This window comes from Clostridium sp. ZS2-4, assembly GCF_026719745.1.
Classification (GTDB): Bacteria; Bacillota; Clostridia; order Clostridiales; family Clostridiaceae; genus Clostridium_H.
In genome coordinates, this window is sequence record NZ_JAPPRQ010000129.1 from 18,722 (window position 1) to 44,675 (window position 25,954).

The 25,954-nt window shown below is 31.1% G+C and carries 24 protein-coding genes, 4 tRNA genes and 1 other annotated feature; of the genes, 8 read left to right on the top strand and 20 right to left on the bottom strand.

The features are described 5' to 3' along the window. Positions 1-8 precede the first annotated feature (8 nt). From OIO11_RS14625 to OIO11_RS14680, 12 genes are all read right to left on the bottom strand, one after another. Positions 9-83, bottom strand: a tRNA-Gly gene (locus tag OIO11_RS14625). 6 nt (positions 84-89) lie between these two features. Continuing rightward, positions 90-165: transfer RNA gene (locus OIO11_RS14630), tRNA-Phe, on the bottom strand. Between the two features lie 2 nt (positions 166-167). Beyond that, positions 168-244 (bottom strand) — tRNA-Asp (locus OIO11_RS14635). 6 nt (positions 245-250) lie between these two features. Beyond that, positions 251-326: transfer RNA gene (locus OIO11_RS14640), tRNA-Val, on the bottom strand. A 537-nt stretch (positions 327-863) separates the two neighbouring features. After that, entirely contained in the window at positions 864-1,856 is a 993-nt protein-coding gene (locus OIO11_RS14645) for an ABC transporter ATP-binding protein (RefSeq protein WP_268072182.1), read from the bottom strand. Beyond that, a complete protein-coding gene (locus OIO11_RS14650) occupies positions 1,849-2,874 on the bottom strand; it encodes an ABC transporter ATP-binding protein (RefSeq protein WP_268072183.1) in 1,026 nt (341 codons plus the stop codon). The genes OIO11_RS14645 and OIO11_RS14650 overlap by 8 nt, the downstream gene beginning before the upstream one ends. A gap of 12 nt (positions 2,875-2,886) precedes the next feature. After that, positions 2,887-3,804: an ABC transporter permease gene (locus tag OIO11_RS14655; protein WP_268072184.1), complete on the bottom strand. Its 918-nt coding sequence runs from the start codon at positions 3,802-3,804 to the stop codon at positions 2,887-2,889. Between the two features lie 14 nt (positions 3,805-3,818). Then, the gene (locus OIO11_RS14660; protein ID WP_268072185.1) at positions 3,819-4,769 is read right to left on the bottom strand and encodes an ABC transporter permease; all 951 of its coding nucleotides are present in this window, start codon (positions 4,767-4,769) and stop codon (positions 3,819-3,821) included. 232 nt (positions 4,770-5,001) lie between these two features. Next, complete coding sequence (locus OIO11_RS14665) at positions 5,002-6,648, bottom strand: peptide ABC transporter substrate-binding protein (protein ID WP_268072186.1); 1,647 nt, start codon at positions 6,646-6,648, stop codon at positions 5,002-5,004. Positions 6,649-6,987: 339 nt separating this feature from the next. Further along, on the bottom strand, positions 6,988-7,866 hold the full coding sequence (gene hslO / locus OIO11_RS14670; RefSeq protein WP_268072187.1) for an Hsp33 family molecular chaperone HslO: 879 nt from the start codon (positions 7,864-7,866) through the stop codon (positions 6,988-6,990). A gap of 16 nt (positions 7,867-7,882) precedes the next feature. Continuing rightward, positions 7,883-8,623, bottom strand: a complete 741-nt coding sequence (locus OIO11_RS14675) for a class I SAM-dependent DNA methyltransferase (protein WP_268072188.1) — start codon at positions 8,621-8,623, stop codon at positions 7,883-7,885. A gap of 114 nt (positions 8,624-8,737) precedes the next feature. Beyond that, positions 8,738-9,007 carry a small, acid-soluble spore protein, alpha/beta type gene (locus OIO11_RS14680; protein ID WP_268072189.1) on the bottom strand — a complete coding sequence of 90 codons (270 nt, stop codon included), beginning with the start codon at positions 9,005-9,007 and terminating at the stop codon, positions 8,738-8,740. Between the two features lie 282 nt (positions 9,008-9,289). Between OIO11_RS14680 and OIO11_RS14685 the strand changes: the two genes are divergently transcribed. Genes OIO11_RS14685 through dapB form a run of 3 tightly spaced genes read left to right on the top strand, consistent with a single transcriptional unit; the run spans position 9,290 to position 11,952 of the window. Then, a complete protein-coding gene (locus tag OIO11_RS14685; RefSeq protein WP_268072190.1) occupies positions 9,290-10,282 on the top strand; it encodes an aspartate-semialdehyde dehydrogenase in 993 nt (330 codons plus the stop codon). A 22-nt stretch (positions 10,283-10,304) separates the two neighbouring features. Further along, positions 10,305-11,183: a 4-hydroxy-tetrahydrodipicolinate synthase gene (dapA, locus tag OIO11_RS14690; RefSeq protein ID WP_268072191.1), complete on the top strand. Its 879-nt coding sequence runs from the start codon at positions 10,305-10,307 to the stop codon at positions 11,181-11,183. A 16-nt stretch (positions 11,184-11,199) separates the two neighbouring features. Then, positions 11,200-11,952, top strand: coding sequence for a 4-hydroxy-tetrahydrodipicolinate reductase (dapB, locus tag OIO11_RS14695; RefSeq protein ID WP_268072192.1), 753 nt, complete (start codon positions 11,200-11,202; stop codon positions 11,950-11,952). 93 nt (positions 11,953-12,045) lie between these two features. Here the strand turns inward: dapB and OIO11_RS14700 are convergent, their stop codons facing one another. After that, positions 12,046-13,206, bottom strand: coding sequence for a pyridoxal phosphate-dependent aminotransferase (locus OIO11_RS14700; protein ID WP_268072193.1), 1,161 nt, complete (start codon positions 13,204-13,206; stop codon positions 12,046-12,048). Positions 13,207-13,408: 202 nt separating this feature from the next. Between OIO11_RS14700 and dapD the strand changes: the two genes are divergently transcribed. Beyond that, positions 13,409-14,119 (top strand): 2,3,4,5-tetrahydropyridine-2,6-dicarboxylate N-acetyltransferase, encoded by a 711-nt coding sequence (dapD, locus tag OIO11_RS14705; RefSeq protein WP_268072194.1) that lies wholly within the window; start codon positions 13,409-13,411, stop codon positions 14,117-14,119. Positions 14,120-14,161: 42 nt separating this feature from the next. Here the strand turns inward: dapD and OIO11_RS14710 are convergent, their stop codons facing one another. From OIO11_RS14710 to pdaB, 3 genes are all read right to left on the bottom strand, one after another. Next, positions 14,162-14,830, bottom strand: coding sequence for a single-stranded DNA-binding protein (locus OIO11_RS14710; protein WP_268072195.1), 669 nt, complete (start codon positions 14,828-14,830; stop codon positions 14,162-14,164). An 87-nt stretch (positions 14,831-14,917) separates the two neighbouring features. After that, complete coding sequence (locus OIO11_RS14715; protein WP_268072196.1) at positions 14,918-15,436, bottom strand: hypothetical protein; 519 nt, start codon at positions 15,434-15,436, stop codon at positions 14,918-14,920. Positions 15,437-15,610: 174 nt separating this feature from the next. Continuing rightward, entirely contained in the window at positions 15,611-16,381 is a 771-nt protein-coding gene (pdaB, locus tag OIO11_RS14720) for a polysaccharide deacetylase family sporulation protein PdaB (protein WP_268072197.1), read from the bottom strand. A 179-nt stretch (positions 16,382-16,560) separates the two neighbouring features. Here pdaB and OIO11_RS14725 point away from each other — a divergent pair, with 179 nt between their 5' ends. Next, positions 16,561-16,794, top strand: coding sequence for an alpha/beta-type small acid-soluble spore protein (locus OIO11_RS14725; RefSeq protein ID WP_268072198.1), 234 nt, complete (start codon positions 16,561-16,563; stop codon positions 16,792-16,794). Positions 16,795-16,909: 115 nt separating this feature from the next. Continuing rightward, positions 16,910-17,434, top strand: coding sequence for a DUF4364 family protein (locus tag OIO11_RS14730; protein ID WP_268072199.1), 525 nt, complete (start codon positions 16,910-16,912; stop codon positions 17,432-17,434). On the opposite strand, the gene OIO11_RS14735 is transcribed toward OIO11_RS14730, so the two are convergent. Then, complete coding sequence (locus OIO11_RS14735; RefSeq protein ID WP_268072200.1) at positions 17,431-18,315, bottom strand: YncE family protein; 885 nt, start codon at positions 18,313-18,315, stop codon at positions 17,431-17,433. The two genes, OIO11_RS14730 and OIO11_RS14735, sit on opposite strands and share 4 nt — an antisense overlap. 171 nt (positions 18,316-18,486) lie before the next feature. On the opposite strand from OIO11_RS14735, the gene OIO11_RS14740 reads away from it, so the two are divergent. After that, on the top strand, positions 18,487-18,735 hold the full coding sequence (locus tag OIO11_RS14740; RefSeq protein WP_268072201.1) for a TIGR03905 family TSCPD domain-containing protein: 249 nt from the start codon (positions 18,487-18,489) through the stop codon (positions 18,733-18,735). A 545-nt stretch (positions 18,736-19,280) separates the two neighbouring features. Further along, positions 19,281-20,390: an AI-2E family transporter gene (locus tag OIO11_RS14745; RefSeq protein ID WP_268072202.1), complete on the top strand. Its 1,110-nt coding sequence runs from the start codon at positions 19,281-19,283 to the stop codon at positions 20,388-20,390. A 24-nt stretch (positions 20,391-20,414) separates the two neighbouring features. Here OIO11_RS14745 and OIO11_RS14750 read toward each other — a convergent pair whose 3' ends face one another. The 3 genes from OIO11_RS14750 to OIO11_RS14760 all read right to left on the bottom strand — a co-directional run bounded on the left by OIO11_RS14750 (position 20,415) and on the right by OIO11_RS14760 (position 25,741). Next, the gene (locus OIO11_RS14750) at positions 20,415-21,731 is read right to left on the bottom strand and encodes a bifunctional folylpolyglutamate synthase/dihydrofolate synthase (RefSeq protein WP_268072203.1); all 1,317 of its coding nucleotides are present in this window, start codon (positions 21,729-21,731) and stop codon (positions 20,415-20,417) included. Between the two features lie 142 nt (positions 21,732-21,873). After that, positions 21,874-24,513: a valine--tRNA ligase gene (locus tag OIO11_RS14755; protein ID WP_268072204.1), complete on the bottom strand. Its 2,640-nt coding sequence runs from the start codon at positions 24,511-24,513 to the stop codon at positions 21,874-21,876. A 58-nt stretch (positions 24,514-24,571) separates the two neighbouring features. After that, positions 24,572-24,785, bottom strand: a binding site (T-box leader). Positions 24,786-24,913: 128 nt separating this feature from the next. Next, positions 24,914-25,741: a hypothetical protein gene (locus OIO11_RS14760; RefSeq protein ID WP_268072205.1), complete on the bottom strand. Its 828-nt coding sequence runs from the start codon at positions 25,739-25,741 to the stop codon at positions 24,914-24,916. Between the last annotated feature and the right edge of the window lie 213 nt (positions 25,742-25,954).

Consider the following 25,954-nt stretch of genomic DNA (forward strand, 5'->3'; position numbering starts at 1 on the left):
TTAAGTTTTGGAGCGGAAGACGAGATTCGAACTCGCGACGTTCACCTTGGCAAGGTGACGCTCTACCACTGAGCCACTCCCGCATTTTATGGTGGCTTCAACTGGAATCGAACCAGTGACACGAGGATTTTCAGTCCTCTGCTCTACCGACTGAGCTATGAAGCCATTGGCGACCTAGAAGGGACTCGAACCCTCGACCCCCGGCGTGACAGGCCGGTACTCTAACCAACTGAGCCACTAGGCCATGATATGGTGGGCACAACAGGGCTCGAACCTGTGACCCCCTGCTTGTAAGGCAGGTGCTCTCCCAGCTGAGCTATGCGCCCATATCTTACAGCGACAAGTACTATTATACATCTCCCAAACCACTTTGTCAAGACTTTTTTTATCAATCTTTTTCTCGATTGTTTTCTTGACTCTTTTGCCTTGGAAGTTTTTTCTGTAACTCCCTGGCGCATTAATATAATATAAAATTCCACTATAAATGTCAACACTTCAAACCATAATTATGTGAATTTATCTGTGTTTTGCTTTTATATGGTTCATTATTCTCATTTTTTCTTATATACCCATTTTTATTCTATTAACCGATCCCCAATCCCCAGTCACCAGAGAAGGATGTTTTGCTAATGCAAAACTAAAATAAAAATAAATCAAAATAGACTTAAAGTAGATATAATCTATCTTTAAGTCTATTTTGATTTATTTTTATCTAATTGTTCTTAATTGTTTTTATCTTTTTTCTTTACTCTGGGGATTGGTGATTGGCGACTGGGGAATATAAGAATGTTGCTTCGCAACATTCTTATATTATAAAAAAAAATAAAGCCCTTTTCAGAGCTTTATCTTTTTCATAAAAACTTTTATTTATCATTAAACAAATGACAAGCTACAAAGTGATCTTTTTCAACTTCTTTGAATTCTGGTCTTTGTTCCAAACATATAGGTTTCACATACTTGCATCTTGGTGCAAATCTGCATCCTGGCTTAGGATTTATTGGACTTGGTACTTCCCCATCAAGCATAATTCTATTTCTACTCTTTTCCACATTCGGATCAGGAACAGGAATAGCTGAAAGTAATGCTTGAGTATATGGGTGCAGTGGATTATCGTATAACTCTCCACTAGCAGCTAACTCAACCATTGTTCCTAAATACATAACCCCTACTCTATCTGATATATGTTTAACCATAGATAAGTCATGAGCTATAAACAAGTATGTTAGTCCAAGTTTTTCTTGTAGTTCAATCAGTAGATTTACAACTTGTGCTTGTATAGAAACATCTAGAGCCGAAATTGGCTCATCACAAACAATAAATTTAGGTTCTACAGCTAAAGCTCTAGCTATACCTATTCTTTGCCTCTGACCACCTGAGAATTCATGCGGAAATCTTGAAGCATGCTCTCTGTTGAGTCCTACTAATTCTAAAAGCTTATATATTCTTTCCGTTCTTTTCTTACCAGTATACAAACCATGTATATCTATTCCCTCTGAAATTATGTCTCCTACAGTCATTCTTGGGTTTAATGATGCATATGGGTCTTGAAATATTATTTGAGCACTCTTACTAAACTCTTTTTTGTCTTTACCCTTTAATTTATGGATATCAACACCTTCAAATAATGATTCCCCTTCTGTTGCATCATAAAGTCCTAAAACAGTTCTACCACAAGTAGTCTTACCGCATCCTGATTCTCCAACTAACCCTAAGGTTTCTCCTCTTTTTATACTAAAGCTAACATCGTCAACCGCTTTTAATATTGCATTTTTTCCTACTTTAAAATATTTTTTTAAGTTTTTAACTTCAATAAAAGCTTCATCTTTAACCCTATTTTTTAAGTTATCCTTATTCATCATGTGCACCTCCACTTACAACTGGTGACTTAACCTTTGGTGCCATTGGATGCTGCAGCCAACATCTAACTTCATGTATATCATTTACTTTTGTTATTTCTGGCATCTGTTCTCTACAAATTTTCATACAGTATTCGCATCTAGAAGCAAATGGACATCCTACTGGCGGCTTAATTAAATCTGGCGGTGTTCCCTTTAATGAATATAGTGCATCTTTATTTTTTGTTTCTAATCTAGGAACAGATTGAAGTAATGCCCATGTATATGGGTGTTTAGGATTATAAAACACTTCATCGGTAGTTCCCTTTTCTATTATTTGTCCTGCATACATTACTTGTATTTTATGTGCTACACTAGCAACTACTCCCAAATCATGAGTTATCAATATAATGGCTGTTCCTAATTTTTTCTGTAAATCATTCATCAAATCCATTATCTGTGCTTGAATAGTAACATCCAAAGCTGTAGTAGGCTCATCTGCAATCAATATTTTAGGATCACAAGCAAGCGCTATGGCTATCATAACTCTTTGTCTCATACCACCTGAAAATTCATGTGGATATTGATCAACTCTCTTTTCAGGATTAGGTATACCAACTAACCTTAGCATTTCAACAGCTTCTTTTAAAGCTTCTTCCTTTTTCATTCCTCTGTGAATAATTAAACTTTCAGCTATTTGATCTCCTGTTTTCATTGTAGGGTTTAAAGAAGTCATCGGATCTTGGAAAATCATACTTATTTCCCCACCTCTAACACTTCTCAACTCTTCCTCTGACATTTTTACAATGTCTTTTCCTTCAAATAATATTTCTGAACCCTCCTTGATTTCTCCTGGAGGCATCTTAATTAATCTCATTATACTTTTAGACGTAACTGTTTTTCCACAACCTGATTCTCCAACTATAGCCAAAGTTTCTCCTTTTTCTAAATCAAAGCTTACTCCTCTAACTGATTGAACTTCACCAGCATATGTGTGGAAAGAAACTCTTAAATTGTTTACTTCAAGTAATTTAGTCATATCTTACCCTCCTTACTGACGAAGCTTTGGATCTAAAGCATCTCTTAGACCATCGCCTAGTAAATTGAATGCTAGCATTGTTAAACATATTGCAGCTGCTGGGAATAAAAGCTCATGAGGATAAAAATCCATAACAGCCTGCCCAAATGAACACATTGCTCCCCAGCTTGTGTTAGGAGGCTGTATGCCTAATCCTATAAAACTTAAAAATGCTTCAGCAAATATAAATCCTGGAATATCAAAAGTCATATAAACTATTATAATCCCTATAGTATTTGGTATCAAATGTCTTAATATTATTCTGCTTGAACTAGCTCCAAGAGCTTGAGCTGCAAGTACATACTCTGACTGTTTTAACTGCATAACCTGCCCTCTAACCATACGAGCCATTCCAGTCCACCCTGTCAAGCATAACGCTAATAACAGGGATACTATTCCACGTTCCAAAACAACTGAGATAACTATAACCACTATCATGTATGGAATACTCATTAAAACTTCAACTATTCTCATCATGATATTATCTATTCTTCCACCGAAATATCCACTAATTCCACCATATAAACATCCAATTACAACTTCAATTATAGTTCCTACTATTCCAATAGCTATAGAAACTCTACCACCAATCCATAGTCTTGAAAATAAATCTCTTCCTAAGTTATCTGTTCCAAACCAGTATTCTGAGTTAGGTGCAGCATTAACCATATCCATGTTTTGTTGAGTATAAGGGTGCTTAGTAATATAAGGTCCAATAGCACACATAACAGCTACTATTGCCAACAAAATCATAGAAAATATTGCAACTTTGTTTTGCTTTAATCTTCTCCAAGCATCCTGCCAATAGGTAATATTAGGTCTAACTATGGCATCGGAATCTTGATTGTCACAACCGATAATTTCAAACATATCTTTATTTAATTCAGCCATTCCTTTGCGCCCTCCTATCTTTTTTCACCAGTTAGCCTTATTCTTGGATCTACCAAAGAGTACATTATATCAACTATTAATAATGAAATAATATATAAGCTAGAATAAAAAATTGTAAGTCCCATTATGATATTATAATCATTTGTCATAATAGCATCAATCATAGAGTTACCAAGTCCTGGTATTGAGAAAATTCTTTCTACAACAATAGAACCAGTCAAAATAGCTGCAATTTGAGGTCCTAATATTGTTATAATAGGCAAAATAGCATTTCTTACAATATGTTTCCAAGCTATAGCTTTTTTTGATACTCCTTTAGCCTCTGCAGTAATAATATAATCTTGGCTGATTACATCTAAAACTGAAGTCCTCATGTATCTTGCATAAGTTGCAATACTGCTGAAACACAAAGCTACTGTTGGTAAAACAGTATATCTGAATCCTCCAAAAAAGTCCCCTCTACTGTACCATCCTGCAATAGGCAATCCCATTTTTCCACCTAACCCCTTTTGAAGCAAAGCAGCAAGTACAAAGCTTGGAATTGATACTCCTGCTATAGCCAAAAATATTACTATATAGTCTACATTCGTATTTCTTTTAAATGCAGCAATAATTCCTAAAACTACACCGATTATAACTCCAACAAATACAGCTTGAAATCCTAGTCTTGCCGAAGTTGGAAACTTATCCTTAATCGTATCTCCTACTGTAAAACCTGGTGTTACGAAGGAATCCCCCAAATCACCTTTAATAATATTTTTTAAATAAATAACATATCTCTCTTGTATTGGTTTACTTAAACCATATTTTTCTCTTAAACTTGCTTGCATTTGCTCAGGTAGTTTTTGAGTTTGAAGAGTCACAGGATCTCCTGGCATGGAGTTCATCAAGAAAAATGTCACTGTAACAACTACCCATAATGTTAATATCATATATCCTATTCTTTTAAGTATATACTTTGCCATGTTTGTCCTCCTTTCTTACAAATAACACTACAACAGAGTTTTCTCTGTTGTATCATAAAATTAATATATAAATAATTTATGAGATAAAAATCTTTCAGCAATTAAACTCAAAAATTTATTTTTAAATTTTAATTGCACATTATGTATAATATCATTAATCATACAAATACTACAACAGGAAAATCCTGCTGTAGTATTTGTTTTTTAGTAACAATATTTACTTTAAAAACAATTATTTTTCTCCTACAGAAGCCCATCTAAGTTCAAACCTTCCACCAAATGATGGGTATTGTAATCCCTCAACACGTTTTTGTGTAGCATATGCTTTATCTTGGTAGTATATTGGAGCTATACCAGCATCTTCAATAAGTAGTACTTTTTCAGCTTCTTTGAATAATTCCATTCTCTTAGCGTTATCAGTTTCTCCACTTAATTTCTTCAAAATTTCTTCATATTTAGGACTATTATATTTTCCATAGTTTGCTCCGTTATCTTTTTGGAATAAACCTATGAATGTATCAGGATCATTGAAGTCAGCACCCCATCCTGACATTCCTATTTCAAACTGTCCAGTGTGCATCTTTCCTAAATAATCTGAAAAGTTAGCTGCTGAATCAAGAGTAATATTTACACCTATTTTTTGCTTCCAAGTATTTTGGAAGAATTCAGCTATTTGTCTTTCTAGCGCACTACTGTCTTGTGGTAAATATCTTATAGTATGTTTTGATGGATCCGGATCAAGTCCAAGTTCTTTTAGTCCTTCTACAAATAAAGCTTTTGGATCTTTCTTTTCATCAACAAGTGCTTTTAATGGTTCTGCAACTTCATTTCTGAATTCTTTGTCTCCACATAGTAATTTCATTGGAACAAGACCATATGCCACATAACCGCTTTTATAAATCTTGTTTACAAAATCTTCTCTATTTATAGCTAAAGATAATGCAAGTCTAATCTTTGGATTAGTAAGTAATTTATTTTTACTTTCATAATTGTATTCCATGTAAAAAGCTGTTGGTGCTGCTTCTTTCAATAACGCAATCTTTCCTGCTTCTGAATCTTTTTTAGCTTTTTCTACATATTCTCCCGTTAACTTTACAGCATCTAATTCTCCACCAGATAACATTTGATATTTAGTAGGCATTTCCTTTATAACCATAAAGTTAGCTGTATCTAACTTTACATTTGCTGCATCATAATATTTATCATTTTTCTTTACAGTAAGCTTTGCATCTTTTTGATAATCTGACATTATGAATGGTCCATTAAACACCATCTTAGTTATATCAGTTCCATATTTGTCTCCTTGCGGTTCCACTATATCTTGTCTTAGTGGCACAAGTAATGGGAAAGAAACTAATTGCAAGAAATATGGTATTGGCTGTTCAAGTTCAACTTTCAATGTTTTATCATCTACTGCTGTTATTCCTACCTCTTCAGCCTTTGCTTTTCCTTCATAGTATTTTGAAGCATTTTTTATTCCCATTATGAAGAATGCATAGTTTGATTTAGTATCTGGATTTAAAATTCTCTTCCATGCATATTCATAATCCTTAGCTGTTACTGGCTTATCATCTGACCATTTTTGATCTCTTAAAGTAAAAGTATAAACCTTTCCATCTTCTGAAACTTCCCATTTTTCAGCCCCTGCTGGTTCCGGTTTGTCGTTGTTTGATCTAGCCAAACCTTCAAAACAAGCATTTACAGCACAAAATGACGCTGTGTCAGTAGCCAATGCTGAGTCTAATGTTTTTATAGCCGGTAGGTCTAAATTTAAAACCGTACCTTTTTTGGCATCTTCTTTTTTTCCACATCCAGATAATAATGTAGTCATTACTACTGCAGACGCCAAAAGTGAAGCTAGTATTCTTTTCCTTTTCACTGAAATTCCCCCTTGTTATCATTTTACTTATGGTTTATATATAATAAGTTTAACTTATTATCCTGATTTATATGTATATTATCCTAATATTTTATATGTATATTTTTAATAACTAAGTATCTTTTAATCAACATGATTTATAATAATAACTTTTTTAAATTTTCACAAGATATATTAATCAAAATTTAACCAAAAATACATAGGATTAACAATTGCGTAATCTTCATCATGTTAGCATATTTCCTGAACTTTGTCAAACATTTTATTCCATTTTGTTCCATGTTTAGGAATACTTTTCAAGATAATAAACATAAAATATTTTCTTTTTTATGAACAAAATTATAACTCTTTTATCATTTTTTTTATTTCATCATGTTTAAACTCATAGGTCTTATTACAAAAATGACATTTTAACTGTTCACTTTTCTCTTCATCACATATTTTCTGCAATTCTTCTTTCCCAATGCTGATTAATGCTCTTTCCACTTTTTCTCTTGAACAGTCACATTCATATCTTGGTTCTGTAGTATCTAATACTTTTAAGTCCATATCATCAAACAAGAAATTTAATATATCTTCTGCACTTTTTCCTTCTGACATAAACTTAGTAATAGAACCCATATCCTGTAGTCTGAAAGTTATCAAATCCGCCAGCATTTCATCTGCACCAGGCATCATTTGTATAATTAATCCGCCTGAATGTTTTATGCTTAAATCTTTATCTACAAGTACTCCTAACCCAACTGCTGTAGGCGTTTGTTCTGACACTGTAAAATAGTAAGCAATATCATCTCCAATTTCTCCAGTATAAATAGGAACTTGGCCTACGTACGGTTCTTTTAATCCCATATCTCTAATTACTAACAAATTGCCGTTTTTTCCTATTATTCCACTTACATCCAGCTTACCTAGGTTATTTGCCGGTAAATCCGCCGTTGGATTTCCTATATACCCTTTTACATGACTATTGCTATATGCAGTAACAGTAACTCCATTTGCTGGACCACCACCTGAAATTTTTAAAGTTACCACATCTTTATCAGATTTTAACAAGGCACCCATCAAACTTCCAGCTGTTAACATTCTTCCTAATGCTGCTGCTGCAGTCGGAGCACAGTTATGTATTTTTACACCTTCATTAACCATATTTGTGGTAGTAGCTACTAAAATTCTAACCTGTCCATCCTTTGCAATAGCTCTTATTAATTTATCCTTCATTTTTATTCCCCCCAAGTTATTTTTTTGTTAGAATATATACTATTCTCTCGGTTTCATATGTAATTTTTTCTTCTTTATAATTGTCTAACTTTTTAATTACTTCAAATCCTGTGTCATTTAAAAGTTTGTCTAAGAATTTTTCTTCATAAGCTCTTTCTTTATGCTCTTCATCAAATCTCCTATATACTTCACCATCCTTTATAAAAAAGGTCAAGTACATATCAACAATATTATTTTCTAAAACATTTTCCCATATGTAAACTATCTCTTCATTATCATAGTTAAATATATTATTTCCTAAAATTTGAGTTAATTTGTAATAAGAATTTATGTCAAAAATAAATATGCCATTATCATCCAGATGTTCATATACTGCTCTAAAATATTTTTCCAGATCATGTTCATTCAGTATATAATTAGTTGAATCAAGAACACAAGTAATAAGATTGAATTTTTTCATTATATTTAAATCACTCATATTTTGACATATGAATTTTGCCTTTAACTTTTCTTCTCTTAACTTTTCTTCTGCTTCTGTCAGCATATCATATGACAAATCTACTGCCCAAATATTTTTAAATTCTTTTCCTACCTCTTTTGTAACATTACCTGTACCACAGGCTAAATCCAAATAATTAGTTTTATCAACATTATACTCATTACATATCTTGATTATTGCTTCGCCGAAGCTTTTATAATCTATATCTTCATAAATAAGCTGATCATAAATTTTTGCAAAATCTTTGTAACACTTCATAGCTTCCCCCCCATTCAGCCACACTTTAAATAAATTTTATGTAAAACAATACCCAAAACAATATATTATATACTTTGCTATAAAAAATCAACCTGAATTAGTATATTATATCATTCATTCTTCTATATTCTTTTGGTTTATATCTAAAATAACATCATTTTTAGGAATTTTTAATTCTCGCTTTCTTTTTGTCATTACTCCTCCTATTCTTCCTGTTTCTTCTGCTGTTAATCCTCCCCATCCTACTTTATCCACTTTTTCATTTAGTCCTAATTCTTTTGCTATCTCATATTTCATTTTTTCTCTAAGCTGCTCTAACTGACTAAGTTCTTTATTTGATTTCAACTTTGATTTTATTACTTTTTTCAGTGGAGTTTTCCCCATTTTTCACCCTCCCAAAGCTTGATATATAATATATTCCTCAAATTTATGATTTTTATACAAAAACAAAACGGAAAGAAGTTTTATATTATAAAATGCACCATATTATTTTATCATCTCATCAATATCTGCATATTATGATTGTATAGTACTAAATTTTAAATACCTATAAGCAAAAAAAAAAAATTGTGTTGCGGTAGTATAGGATATATAATTATAAGAAATATATATTTGTTGAATTGAACTGTAGTAAATAAAATATAAATTGTTATAGGAGGATTTGTGATGTTTTATAATGTAGCTGTAGTAGGCGCTACCGGAATGGTAGGAAATAAGTTTTTAGAAGTTTTGGCAGAAAGAAACTTTCCAATTAAAAATCTTTATTTATTTGCTTCAAAAAGATCTGCGGGGAAAACACTTTCTTTTAAAGGACAAGATGTTATTGTAGAAGAATTAAAAGAAGAAAATATTAAAAACAAGCAAATAGACTTTGCTCTATTTTCAGCTGGTGGAAGTATTAGTTTAGAGTATGCTCCAATTTTTGCAAAGTATAATACTACTGTTATAGATAATAGTAGTGCATGGAGAATGGATCCTAATGTACCTTTAGTTGTGCCTGAAGTTAATCCTGAAGATATAGCATGGAATAAAGGCATAATTGCTAACCCTAACTGTTCCACAATTCAAGCAGTAGTTGCTTTAAAACCACTACACGACAAATATGGAATTAATAGAATTATCTACTCTACTTATCAAGCTGTTTCTGGTGCTGGAGTAGGAGGCTTTAACGACTTACAGGAAGGATACAATGGATCAGAACCTAAAAAATTCCCTTACCCTATTGCTGGTAACGTACTGCCTCATATAGACGTATTTTTAGACAATGGATATACTAAGGAAGAAATGAAAATGATAAATGAAACCATAAAAATCCTTCATGACGACTCCTTAAAAATAACCGCAACTACGGTAAGAGTTCCTGTTTTCTACGGTCATAGTGAAAGTATCAATGTAGAATTGGAACAAGATTTTGAACTGAATGATATTTTTGAACTATATAAAAGCGCTCCTGGAGTAATCTTAAAAGATGACGTTGAAAATTTAGTATATCCAACTCCTATTGATGCTGAGGGTACTGATGAAGTTTATGTTGGAAGAATAAGAAAAGATTTTAGTACTGAAAAAGGATTAAACTTATGGGTAGTAGCTGATAACATTAGAAAAGGAGCAGCTTCTAATGCTGTTCAAATTGCAGAATATATTATAAAAAATAAATAATTATTCCTAAGGGGGATTTAAAATGACATTATTTAAAGGGTCTGGGGTTGCAATAGTTACTCCTTTCACTAACGACAAGGTGAATTTTAAAAAATTAGAAGAACTCTTAGAATGGCACGTAGAATCTTGCACTGACGCTATTATAATATGTGGTACAACAGGTGAAGCTTCTACCATGTCAGAATCTGAAAAAAAAGAAGTTATTAAATTCACAGTAGATGTTATAAATAAAAGAATACCTGTAATTGCTGGTACAGGAAGCAATAATACACTTTCAGCTATTAGTATGAGCAAGTGGGCTGAAAGTATAGGAGTGGATGGTCTTTTAGTGATTACTCCTTACTATAACAAAACCACCCAAAAAGGAATTGTAGCGCATTTTAAAGCAATTGATAGTAATGTTAACATACCAATAATTGCATATAATGTTCCTGGAAGAACTGGGTTAAATATAGCTCCTAAGACACTACTTAAACTATGCCAATTAAATAATATTGTAGCTATAAAAGAAGCTAGTGGCAACATAAGCCAAATAGTAGAAATGAAAGCATTATGTGGTGATAAAATAGATATTTATTCTGGAAATGATGATCAAATCATTCCTATATTATCTCTAGGAGGAATCGGAGTAATTTCTGTGGCTGCAAATTTATTTCCAAAAGATGTTCACGATATTTGTCAGCTTTATATGAATGGAAATCATGCAGAAGCTTTAAAGTTACAATTAAAAATGCTTCCTTTAATAAATTCACTATTTATAGAAACTAATCCTATTCCTGTTAAAACTGCAATGAATGTTTTAAATATGGAAGTTGGAAACTTAAGATTGCCTTTATGTGAAATGGAACAAAGCAATCTAAATATCTTAAAGGAACAATTAGAAAAATACACTCAAAAATAAAGGAGGATTAATTTTCATGGTAAGAATTATACTAAGTGGCTGCTTAGGGAAAATGGGAAAAGTAATCTCAGAAAGTGCATCAAATTTTCCATCCTTATCTATAGTAGCTGGAATTGATAAAAATGAAGATGCTGCCGTAAAATATCCTATTTACAAAAGCATACAAGAATGCAGCACTGAAGCTGATGTAGTATTAGACTTTTCAAGACCGGAAACATTGTCCTCACTACTTCAATATTGTAAAGGAAAAAATACACCTCTTGTATTATGCACAACTGGATATTCACAAGAGGAGTTGGCTTTAATAGAAGAAGCCAGTAATGAAATACCTGTTTTCCGCTCAGCTAATATGTCAATAGGTATTAATGTTATAAATAATATTCTGAGGAAAATTAGTGCTATGCTCTATGAAAACTATGACATTGAAATAATAGAGAAGCATCATAACCAAAAGGTAGATTCTCCAAGTGGTACAGCTTTACTCTTAGCAGATACTATCAAGGAAGCAATTCCATCTGAAACAATATATACTAAAGGCAGAGATGGTATAGCTAAAAGAGAACATAAAGAAATAGGTATTCATGCTGTGCGCGGTGGAAGTATTGTTGGAGAACATGACGTAATTTTTGCAGGACAAGGAGAAGTTATTGAATTAAAACACTCAGCCTTGTCAAGGGAAGTTTTTGCAGTAGGTGCTCTTAAAGCTTGTGAATTTATGTACGGAAAAGGAAAAGGCATGTACTCTATGGACAACGTTATTAATAAATAACAAAAATAAAGAAAAGAAGTTTTAATAAAAGAGGAACAATTCATGCTAAATTGTTCCTCTTTTCATCTCTTATATATATTTTTCTTTATTCCCTTATTTCTCCTTAATTTTTAAAATCCATTTTTCCAATCTGTCAAGTGATTCTTGTAGTTCTCCCATGCTGTAGGAATAAGATATACGAATATATCCTTCTCCCCCACTACCAAAGGCAGATCCAGGCACCATCGCTACTTTAGCTTCATGTAAAGCTTTCTCACAAAATTCATCACTACTCATATTAAAATTCTTAATAGACGGGAAAATATAAAATGCTCCTTTAGGTAGATTAACTTGGAAACCTAATGCTAGTAATCTTTTATACAGATAATCTCTTCTTTTTATGAACTCACTTTTCATATGTTCTACATCTTCCAAGCAGCTCTTAATACCCTCATAAGCTCCCCATTGTACAATAGAAGGAGCACAAGATACATTATATTGATGAACTTTCATAATATTTTCCATTACAGCAGGTGATGCACAAATATAACCTAATCTTAACCCTGTCATTGAAAACATCTTTGAAAAACCACTTACAAGTATAATCTTATCTTTAATATCTTCATACTGAGCTATTGAATAATATTCATCTTCAAAAACTAGAGAACTATATATTTCATCAGATATAATCATAATATCCTTATCTTTTATCAGCGTATATAATTTATCTCTATCTTCCTTCGTTAATACTGCACCCGTAGGATTGCAAGGATATGATAAAACCATAATTTTAGGATTCTCTTTTAAAATAATATCCTCAAGTTGATTAAAATCAATGGAAAAATCCTCTTTTAAACAATAATTTAATACCGTACCCCCTAGAAGCTTTACACAACTCTCGTAAGCTGGATATGCAGGGGTAGGTATCAACACCTTATCTCCACTATTTATAAGAGCGGTAAAGGTAGATAAAAGTCCTTCACTTCCTCCTATTGTTAAGCATATTTCGTCTTTATCAAAATTTATATTAAAATACTTGCTTAAATAATTAGATATAGCAATTCTTAGTTCTTCTATACCAGCATTAGATGTATATCCAGTCCTATTTTCCTCAATTGCATTTATCATAGCTTTCTTTATTCTTTCTGGCACGCTGAAGTCAGGCTGTCCCAAAGTAAGAGATACTGCTCCATCAACCTTAGATACCTTATTAAAAAATTTTCTAATACCAGAAATTTCTATGTTCTGAACATTTCTAGAAATTACGTTATTCACTTATATCGCCCCTCGTAAACTATTTTTACTTTAAATTGTACTCCACGTCACGGTTATATGTCCAGTTAAAAATTAATTGCTCGTACCTTGGAATAAAATTACTGCGCAATTTTATTCCATATTAACATATTTTTACTTTGATTTGATGATAATATCTATTATAATATAGATTATATTTAATTATTTTACGGGAGGTTAAACTATGAATTATGATTTTACTGATCCATATGAAATAGCACGATACATAAAAGAAGCTGAAAAGTCGACTCCATTAAAAGTATACATCCGTGGAAATCTTGAAAACTGTGATTTTAACAATATAGAATACTTTGGTGAAAAAACTTTCTATGTTTTATTCGGTGAAAGCATTGAAATATTAGAATTTATCGAAAATAACAAAGATAAAATTGAAAAATTCAGAATAGAACATGATAGAAGAAATTCTGCAATTCCTCTATTAGATATAAAGAATTTAGAAGCTAGAATAGAGCCTGGTGCAATTATTAGAGACAGAGTTTCAATAGGTAAAAATGCAGTTATTATGATGGGAGCTGTAATAAACATAGGCTGTGAAATCGGCGAAGGAACTATGGTAGACATGAATGCTGTATTAGGCGCTCGTGCAAAACTTGGTAAAAATGTTCATCTTGGTGCAGGAGCTGTTGTTGCAGGAGTACTAGAACCACCAAGTAAATCTCCTTGCGAAATTGGGGACAATGTATTGATAGGTGCCAATGCCGTTATCCTTGAAGGAGTAAAGGTTGGCCCTAATTCTGTAGTTGCTGCTGGTTCCATTGTTGTAGAAGATGTGCCTGATAATGTTGTTGTGGCTGGTAGCCCGGCAAAAATAATAAAACATGTAGACCTTAAAACTAAAGAAAAAACAAAGTTGATGGATGATTTAAGAAAATAGAATAAAATAAAACGTACTTGGCATTGCCAAGTACGTTTTATTTTATTCAGCTATATCTTCACAATTATTAATTTCATCTGATTCTATTTCACCATCTGTTGCTTTTTCTAATTTTGAAATAGAAACCTCATAAGCAGTTTTAGTTATTGCATCATTTTCTGATACCTTTTTTTGATACTGTCTGCTTTGTAGTCTTCCCCAAACTCTTATATTATCTCCAACGCCTAAAGTTTTACAGAATCTTGAATTTCTTCCCCATGATATAGTAGGTATATAATCCGATTTATTGTATGGTCTGTTAACTGCAAGTAATATATCTGCTATCTCCCTACCAAATGGAGTAGTTCTATAAACTGGCTCTTTACAAATGTAACCATTTAAAAATATTTGATTTGGATTTTTACTTCTTTCTATACAAGGTTGAATATCTCTTGCAAATACCGTAAGTATTAATCTGTTGGAACCATCTACAAACTTATTATAGGATCTAAGTTGTCCTTCAATAACCAAATCAGCTCCTATCTTAATATCTATTTCAGTGAGTAATCTTTCTGAAACAGTTATAGGCAAAATATCTTTAGCATCACTTAGTCTATTTACCTCAATTTTAAAACTATAAAAGCCCTCACCATACATTTCATGACTGAACTCTAGTCCAGATACACAAGTACCTTCCAAATAAATTTTGTTATTTAACATTAAATTATCCATTGTAACCCCTCTCTCCCTTAGTTTTCTTTTTTTATTTATCTTACTGAAATATAAATATTCACATTTTTTTAAAAATATAACACATTTTTAAAAATTATTTGTTGTAGATAAATATTTTCTTGATTTTTTTTCTATAACTTTTTTAATATTTACATTTTCTATTAAACATATAGTTATTGCCGTCATATATAAATATAACTCTTTCTGTTGTTGAAACTCTATTGCTACTGGTATTTCTTGTGGCTCAATACCTTGTGAATTGCTTATGTTTATACATCTTTGAAGACAATAAACAAATTCTTCATTTTCTACACTTGAAATAGTTACAGTATTCTTAGCTCCAAAACCATAAGTAATTAAATTTCCATGAATACTAATATGGTTTTTAAACAAATTATCCATATTAGCTAAACAATACCCACAATTTAACCTAATTGATTTTGTATCAACATAGGAATTTATAATAATATAGTCACTATATTTCTCATCATATAACACATCTCTACTGATATCTTTATATTCAAGTCCCAAATCCCCAACAAGGTCTAACAGGTTGGATTTAAAAACCTTATCATTGTTTTCACCAACAAATGCAATTGTTTTCATTTAACCAACTCCAACTTTAGAATATTTTATGTAATTACTTAAATATAGTTTGAGCAGATAGTAAAATTTTATGAGTATCCATATTTAAAGCAATTTACCTACATATATTCCAAAAATTCAATTGGTCTTGTTTCCATTATAATACATTTATGAGTTAAATTTCAATGTTTTTTTTCAATTATTTAATATTTGTTTTCCTGTATGCTCTATATGATAATTTTCCTTATAAATCAAATCAGATATTTTTACAAATTGATATCCTTCTGATTTTAATTTTTCAATTATTTTTGGTAAATTTTCTGGAGTATATTTTGCTGCATTGTGAAACAAAACTATTGATCCATTTTTAACCTTTTTCATTACTCTTCCATACTCCTTCTCAGCACCTTGTTCTTTCCAGTCTATACTGTCTACATCCCATTGTATGCAGCGATGATTAGTGTTTTCTATCGCTTGTATGCTTCTATCATCATAAGAACCTGATGGAAACCTAAATAACTTTGTATCTGTTCCAATGAGCTGCATTAGTTTTGCATCTGTTGCGGCTATTTCTTTAACTATTCTATCATCTGACAATGTAGTCATATCTGGATGAGAATTTGAGTGATTACCTATTTCATGTCCCCTTTTATAAATTTCTTTTGTCTCTTCTGGAAATTCATCGACCCACCTTCCTACTAAAAAAAATGTAGCTTTCACATCGTATTTATCTAGAATATCTAATATTTTAATTGTATTATTTGCTCCCCAACTAGCATCAAAAGAAATTGCTATTTTTTTCTCATTTGTATCTACACAATATATAGGTAATTTTTTACCTTTTGTAAATACTCCTATACTTCCATAATTAATCATAGCGGCAATAAGTCCAACTATTATAAGTCCTATAATCACTCTTAAAGTATTTTTAACCTTATTCCTTTTTAAAATTATTAGTACTTTCATAACTCCTCCAAATTTAAAATTACTCTATTGAATTTATATATAAATAACTTCATAAATATTACTAAAATAATCTTATACTTTTACCAGAAATCATCACCTTTACCTGTATATCGCTAGTATAAAAGCACCTTTCCAAGACAAACTATTAATACAAATAATACATAAAGGAGGATTTACTAATGGCTTTAGGACAATCTGGCAGTGGTAGAACTCAAGTAGTACCTGACTGCCATAAAATATTAGATAAAATGAAATATGAAATAGCTGAAGAATTAAATTTAGGAGTTCACGAAGGCTCAGAAGATTATTGGGGAGATGTATCTGCCAAAAATTGTGGCAGAGTTGGAGGAACAATGGTTAAAAGACTTGTTAATTTAGCAGAACAAGAGCTTGTAAATGGTAAAAAAGCTTGAAAACAAAAGCACCGATTCATTTCGGTGCTTTTTATTATATAACTAAAATTCAGCTGAATTAAGTTTCACTTTATGATATAATATTCTATGTAATCTGATAAAAGGAGTGGAGGCAATGTATAGTAGCACCTCTGAATTAGCTGAAGATAAACTTCTTTTGCTTTATTTACTACATAAAATTAAACTTCCTATTTCAAATAATAAAATTACTCAAATTATATTAGAAAATAATTTTATTAACTACTTCACTCTCCAGCAATACATAACAGAATTGGTAAATGCCGATTTTGTAAATGACATAGAACAAGAAGGTAAACATAGAATTGTTATATCTGATAGTGGTTTGAAGGTTTTATCTTTATTTAGAAATAGAATATCTGAAGTTAAAATTAAAGCAATAGATTCTTATCTGAAAAAGCAAATAGAAAGTATAAAAAAAGAAATTGCTATATCTGCAGACTACACAATTGAAGGCAATAATTATATTGTTAATTTGAAAGCAATTGAAAATAACTCCATACTAATTGATTTGAAATTAAATGTAGCCTCAAATAAGCAAGCAAAAGATTTGTGCACAAAATGGAAGAATAATTCTTCTGAAATTTACAATAAGTTATTACAAATACTTATAGATAGCTAAACAACTGTCATTCCAGTAGGCTCACCCCCTATGGATATGACTTTTTTATTTTCATTTTGTATGTGAACTCTTATAAGCAGGTCACTATAATTATCCCCTATATAAATGTAATCTCTCATTTTCATAATCCCTCTAGGCATTCCTCCAACATTAATCTTCTTTATTTCTTTATACAAATTTATATCGGCTATACTAATGCTTCCTTCACCAAAATTTGATACAAAACAACAGGACGTATCTGCATACATATCAACAGGATATTTACCCACTAATATTTTATTTACTACCCTGCAAGTTTTTAAAGACAATATACTGATACTTCCTCTTGTATCCGTACCTATATTACTTTCACAAATTAAAACACAATTTCCGTCCACTGTGAATAATGCCTTTGTAGGATATGCCCCAACTCTTATATTTTTTATGTTCTTTTTGTCATCTAAGTCTACAATTGTTATGCTGTCATTTTCAAAATTTGATATTAACATAAGCTTTTTTTGTTTATTTATTTGTATACTATGCGGCATATTACCACAGGGGATCTCTTCATCGATTTTATTTGTAAGCAAATTAAAAACTGCAACGTAATTGGACTCTCCACAAATAACATATGCATTATCATTATATACAGCTGCATCATTACAATGCATACCTATAAAATGACTTTGTACTTCTTTATTTAATTCGGTATCAATTATTGAAAGAGTATTACTATAGTTGTTAGCAACTAATAGTTTTCCTTTATAGGTACATATTCCATGAGGTCCTATCCTATCCATAGTATATAAGTTCAAAGGAATTTTAAATTTTTCTTCAAAACTTTCTGCATCAACCACAGATATATTATCTGAAGAAGTATTACATACATATAACCAGTTCATCTTTTTCACCCCCTCACAGTATAATATGAGATGAAGTTGAAATTTGAGATAAAATATATATCGGAAACTAAACTTTTAACAAAATTTAGTTTTTGTTTAGTTGAATAAAAGAAATTAATATCTTATAATTTTTAATAGTACGTAATTTTTATTGAAGAAAGGACGAATTTTATGTATTCTTATAATCCTAAAGGAGTTTGTGCTAAACAAATAAGCTTTGATTTTGAAAACAATAAAGTAAAAAATGTTTCTTTTGTTGGTGGTTGTTCTGGAAACTTAAAGGGACTCTCTAGCCTGGTAGAAGGAATGGACATAAATGAAGTTATTAAAAGACTTAAAGGAATAAACTGCGGAAGCAAATCTACTTCTTGCCCTGACCAACTTTCTAAAGCACTGGAAGAGTTGACTTTGAATAAGTAAATTTTATTTTTTTCAAAAAACAAAAACATTTTTCATGAGTTTCACATATACTAGTATTGATAGAGGACAAGCTGCATGTCCCTGTCAACTCCTTATGAAGGGAGGCTTGTTTATGGGTTACTCTGGCTGCTCTTTCGATGATGGATTATTAATTATCATCTTAATTGTCATATTGTGCTGCTGCGGCTGCGGATTCGGCTTAGGCTGTTGTGGCTTAGGCGGCGGCGCTGGATTAGGTTGTGCATTACCTTCTTGTTGCTGTTGTTGCTGCTAGCACATATAAAAATTAACGTTAATGCGGTATATTTTATAAATATACCGCATTTTTTTAGTATTTATAGGAGCTTTACTAGTTCAAAATCACTCTATTTTTAAATAGGGAATATTGCATTATCAGTCCTAGGATAAAAACTATGTATAAACTTTTAATTTTTCATGTATATAGTTTTAAAATTTTTTATTAATGTCAAAAATACTAGAATGATGAATAATTTGGTGTTATAATCTATCTAGCTGATAACCTATGTGAAAGAGAGGACCGAAACTTGTTTAAAAACAAAAAATTTCCACACTTAGATTTAGTACCTATTTTAATAATTGCATTCTTGCTTTTTAAGGCTATAAATAATATTGAATTTTTAGCAGAAGGTTTTTGGGTTCTTATTTCAATACTTAGTCCTTTTTTTTGGGCTTTTTCAATAGCATATATATTAAATCCACTTATGGTTCATATTGAAAAAAGGTTTAAATTTAAAAGATCCTTAAGTATATTGCTTGTTTATATGATAGTTATAGGATTAATAACTCTTACTGTAACTATAGTTTCACCTACCATAGCTAGCAATGTAGGTGATTTGGTAGATAATATGCCAGATTACGCCAGACAAACAGAAGCATGGTTCAATGCCAATATGACAAAACTAAATTTAGTAAATAACTCCGATGTGGTAAAATGGATAACCAACTTTTTAACTACATCCTTGGATAAATTAACAGCTGTTTTAAATACTGGAGTTAATGCAGTACTTACTAAAGCTATTAGTTTTACTTCATCCTTTCTTAAAATGATTTTTGGGTTTATAATATCCATTTATATACTGAAAGATAAGGAGATATTTAAGAAAAATATTAAAAGGTTTTTGTATGCTGTTTTTGATGAAGAATCAGTAGAAGCTTTTCTTATATTTGGAGATGAAGTTAATATATTATTTTCTCAATATATAATTGGTAAATTTATTGATTCATTAATAATAGGACTACTATGCGCTACAGGCTTAACCATATTAAAAATGCCATATGCTTTACTTATTAGCTTCATAGTTGGTCTTACAAATATGATACCTTATTTTGGACCTTTTATCGGAATGATACCTGCTGTTATAATAACTTTATTCTATAGCCCAATAAAAGCTTTATGGGTACTAATCTTTATATTAATTCTGCAGCAATTTGATGGTTGGTTCCTTGGTCCTAAAATACTTGGAGATAAGGTAGGATTAAGTCCTTTTTGGATAATACTAGCTATAACTATTGGTGGTGGTACTTTTGGAGTACTTGGTATGTTTTTAGGAGTACCTATTATGGCTATTATAAAAACCTCTCTGCAAAGATTTGTTTCTAAGAGATTAAAAAATAAAAATATCAAAGAACTTTAAAATAAAAAACGAGGACTAGCTAAGCTAATCCTCATTTTTACTGACTATTTTTCTCATATCTCCTATCATGTATAATGATCCTGAAATTAATAATAAGTCATTTTTACTGCAGTATTTTAGCCCAAGCTTATATGCTTCTGAATAATCTTCAACAGCTTCACATTGTATATTATATTTTTCTACTTCTAACTTAAGTTTATCTGCAATCTCTGCTCTATCACTGTGAGGAGTCACACATATAACTTTTTTTGCCATTGGTGCAAGGGTTTTAACTATGTCTTTCACCTGCTTATCTGCAAGTATTCCTAATATTAAAATTAAGCTATCATATTTTATATAAGCTTCTACACTTTCTTTCAACTTTAATATTGCATCAATATTATGTGCTCCATCTATTACAACTATAGGATTAGTTTTCATTATTTCAAATCTTCCCATCCACTTTACTTTGGATAAGGCTTTAATAATATGCATTTTATCAATTGCTATTCCTTGCTGCTTCAAAGCTTCTATGACGTATATAGCAACTGCACAATTCAGTAATTGATGCTTACCTAATAAAGATAGACTAATATCATATACATCAGATTGCCCTTGAACAGTTATATTTTGAAGAATTTTACATTCACCATCTTTTTCTGTTTCTGTGCATCCTAAAAATTTAACATAATCCTTTTTTACATTTATGAGTTGGCAATCTTTATCATTACAAACCTTTTGAATTATTTCTTCAGCTTCTCTTTCTTGAGGATATAATACTACTGGAACATTTTCTTTAATTATTCCAGCCTTTTCCGATGCTATCTTGGACAGTGTATCTCCAAGAATATCTATATGATCATAACTAATAGAAGTAATTACACTTAATATGGGAGTTATTACGTTAGTAGAATCTAGTCTTCCTCCAAGTCCTACTTCTATAACTGCAAAATCAACTTTTTTTTCATAAAAATATAATAATCCTGCACAGGTTATTATCTCAAATTGAGTTGGATTATCATATCCCAATTCAACAACCTCATCTATTGCTTTAGAAACTTTAGTAATAACTTCTGCCAATTCAGCCTTATCTATATTAACTCCATTTATCTGTATTCTTTCTTCAAATTCTTCAATGAATGGAGAAGTATACATTCCAACCTTATAACCAGCTTCTTTAAGAATACTAGCTATCATAGAAGTAGTAGAACCTTTCCCATTAGTTCCAGCTATGTGTACACATTTTAATTTTTCATGAGGATTACCTAATAGTTCAAGTATTTTTTCTGTTCTTGAAAGCCCCAGTTTTATACTAAATTTAGCTGTTTCTTCTATATATTTCATTGCATCTGAATAATTCAATTCACTTCTCCCCAATCTAAAATAATTTTTCTTATAAGTTAAACTTTAGTGCTTATTTTATCAAACTTCAACAAGTTTATCAATTTTTTTTATCAAGTCCACAAAACAAAAACACCTGCTTTTCAGCAGATGTTTCATAAAATTATTTTAAATTATTTATTCTTTCTAAAACAGCATCATACATTTCTTTATATTTTTTGCCTTTTTCTCTTTCTTCATTTACAACAGCCTCTGGAGCTTTACTTATAAATTTCTCATTTGAAAGTTTCTTTTCTACTCTTTCAATTTCTTTTTGAAACTTTTCCTTTTCTTTATTTAATCTTTCAAGCTCTTTTTCTATATCTACCAAGTCTAATAGAGGCATATACATTTCTGCTCCTTTTGTAAGTGCAGAAACTGAATTATCTGGTATTTCATCCTTTGATTCAGTAATAGCTACTTCTGATGCAGAAGCAAGCTTTTCAAAGTAAATTCTTCCTTCTTCAAAAGCTTCTCTGCCTTCTACAGCAAAAATCGTTACTTTAGCCTTTCTTGAAGGTGGAACATTCATTTCAGTTCTAACATTTCTTAAAGCCTTTATAGCTTCTATTATATAATTCATATTTTCTTCTGCTTCTTTATTTTCCACTTCTTCTCTATATGTTGGCCATGTAGATATAACTATAGATTCATCTGTATTTGGAAGATTAGTATATATCTCTTCTGTAATATACGGCATTGCAGGATGCAGTAGTTGTAATCCTGTTGTTAATACTTCATTTAAAACATTTAGTACTGTTCCTTTAGCCTTTTCATCTTCTCCATATAAAACAGGTTTTACTAACTCAATATACCAGTCACAGAATTCAGTCCACATGAAATCATATACCTTTTGAGAAGCTATTCCTAATTCAAATTTATCAATATTTTCTGTTACCTCTTTAACTAATGTATTTAATCTTGATAATATCCATTTATCAGCAATAGTGTATTCTCTGCAATCTTTATACTTATCCATTAACCCTTCATCAAGATTCATCATAACAAATCTTGAAGCATTCCATATTTTATTTGCGAAGTTTCTAGCTGCTTCAACTTTTTCTTCATAGTATCTTATGTCATTTCCTGGAGCATTACCTGTTATAAGCATAAATCTTAGGGCATCAGCACCATATTTTTCTATAACTTCTAATGGATCTACACCATTTCCTAGAGATTTAGACATCTTTCTTCCTTCACTGTCTCTAACTATTCCGTGGATTAATACTGTCTTAAACGGTATGTCACCCATGCTGTGAAGTCCAGAGAATATCATTCTAGCTACCCAGAAGAATATGATATCGTATCCTGTAACTAAAGTATCTGTTGGATAGAAATATTTCAGATCATCAGTTTTTTCAGGATAACCTAATGTTGAAAATGGCCATAAAGCTGAACTGAACCATGTATCAAGAACATCTTCATCCTGTTTTAAATTTTCGCTTGAACATTTACTACATTTTGTTGGTTCATCTACTGATACTGTTATTTCTCCGCAATCTGCACAATACCAAACTGGAACTCTATGTCCCCACCAAAGCTGTCTTGAAATACACCAGTCTTGAATGTTTTCCATCCAATTGAAATATATTTTTGAGAATCTGTCAGGTACAAATTTAATCTTTCCTTCTCTTACTACATCTATTGCTGGTTCTGCAAGAGGTTTCATTTTAACATACCACTGCTTGGATGTTATAGGTTCTATAGTAGTTCCACATCTATCATGAGTTCCAACATTATGAGCATGATCTTTTATCTTTACAAGATATCCTTGTTCTTCTAAATCTTTAACTATAGCTTTTCTTGCTTCATATCTGTCCATTCCTGAATATTGTCCATATCCTTCTACTATGGCACCTTTTTTATCCATAATAACTATTTCAGGAAGATTATGTCTCTTTCCTACCTCATAATCGTTAGGGTCATGAGCTGGAGTTATTTTAACTGCTCCAGTTCCAAAATCTATACCAACATAGTCATCAGCAACTACTGGTATTTCTCTTCCTACTAATGGTAAAATTAATTTTTTGCCTATCAAGTGCTTATATCTTTCATCCTCTGGGTTAACAGCTACAGCTGTATCTCCAAGCATAGTTTCAGGTCTAGTTGTAGCAATTTCTAAATATTCATCACTATCTACTACTGGATATTTTATATGCCAGAAATGTCCATTTTGTTCTTCATATTCTATTTCTGCATCTGATATAGCTGTCTGACATTTTGGACACCAGTTTACTATTCTATTTCCTCTGTATATTAGCCCTTCATTATAAAGGTCAACAAATACCTGTTTAACAGCATTACTTAAACCTTCATCCATTGTAAATCTTTCTCTAGTGTAATCCGCTGAAATTCCCAATCTCTTGTACTGAGTCTTAATTCTTTCTCTGTAAGTATCAGACCATTCCCAAACCTTTTCAAGGAAAGCTTCTCTTCCCATTTCTTTTTTATGTAATCCTTGAGTTAATAATTCCTTTTCAACTCTTACTTCAGTTGCAATACTTGCATGATCTTCTCCTGGAAGCCATAAAGTGCTATATCCCTGCATTCTTTTTGTTCTTATAAGGAAGTCTTGTAGTGTTCCATCAAGAGCATGCCCTAAATGAAGCTGTCCAGTTATATTTGGCGGCGGCATCATTATTGTATATGGTTTTTTATTTTCATCCACTTTAGGAGTAAAGTAGCCTTTCCCTTCCCATTCCTTATAAAGTTTATTTTCAAATTCTTTTGGATCATATGTTTTAGCGATATTTACTTCTGCCATTTATATTACCTCCCATTTTTTTTGACAATTGACAACAAAAAAGCACTGACATCCTCTTGTAAAGGACGACAGTGCGCGTTACCACCTTAATTCCTGAATAATACAGGCTCTCATTTAAATTAACGATGTGACCACCGGCTCTACTTACTACTACTTCAGCAGAGAAGCTCCAAAGCTACCTTCAAGATAATTTGTATAGAAAGTCTCTCAGCTAATAAACTTTCCTCTCTTAATACTCCTCTATCTTTACTCCTCTTTTTCTTAGCTTTTATATTAGATTTAAATATATATTTTTTATTATAACTTTATTTCATAAACTGTCAAGACTTATTTAAATTCTGCCATACATATACATCAGTTAAAAATATGTTTTATAAATATGTTTTGTAATTATTTTTTTTTATATTTGAGGATATATTTTAACAGCTCTTATTTTAGAAGTGGATACTGCCAAATCATAATTTAATACGACTATTCCTTTTCCAACCGCTGTTATTTCCTCTCTATTATTATTCAAATCTCCAAACATTTGAACAACAACCTTATTTTCTATATTATTTCTTAAAAATTCACTAAGCGTACCTTCACAACAATTAATTTCATTTGTTTCAATATCTATCAAAGCATTTTGGGGTATTGAAGGAGTTGACCCTGATTTTGTACGTACCGCTGCAATTTTATCAATTCCAATAATAATATTTTCCTCACTTAGTGGATTGAAAACTTCAACTAAATAATTATTAACGCTTACAATATTTACATTTTCCTCAAATTCTTGTCCGTCTACAAAATGAATGTCTACTTTTATTAATCCTTTAATCTTTAATACATACAACACTCTTGCCATTGGTTCAATGCGGCAATGTTCTCTTGAATCTATACTTTTTTTGTTGTTTTCAGTTAGTTCCAATGTAGTATCTTTATCAGAATCAGACCCTATGTTATTAATTTCTTTTGTATCAGAATTATCTGTTTTGCAATTACCAGATAATTCAGTTGCACATTCGCATATTAATTTATCTTTGTACTTATTTTTGTAATTTTTCACTGAATTTCCAGGACGCTTGCCTGTTTTATAACCTTTATTAAACCCATCACTTTTTTTCCCCTTAGAGCTAACAGAAGCTCTGGATATGCACTTATTCTGTAACCCCACTTCTTCAAATACATCAGATAATAATTTTATTAAAATCAAAAAAAGGGGTAACCTATTATTGTAATAATCCATAAAATTCACCTCCTTGCTAGTATCATTATATGAAATGTATTTTTGTTTTGTTAATTTATCAAATAAACCTTCCTAAAAATATTTTTAATATATAAGTTTCACTTTAGAAAATACATGTATTAAAATACCATTAATATAAACCTATATAAAAATCCAAAATAATAGAAAAAAGAATTTATGTGAGGATTTTATATGGAAACTATAGTGCTAAAA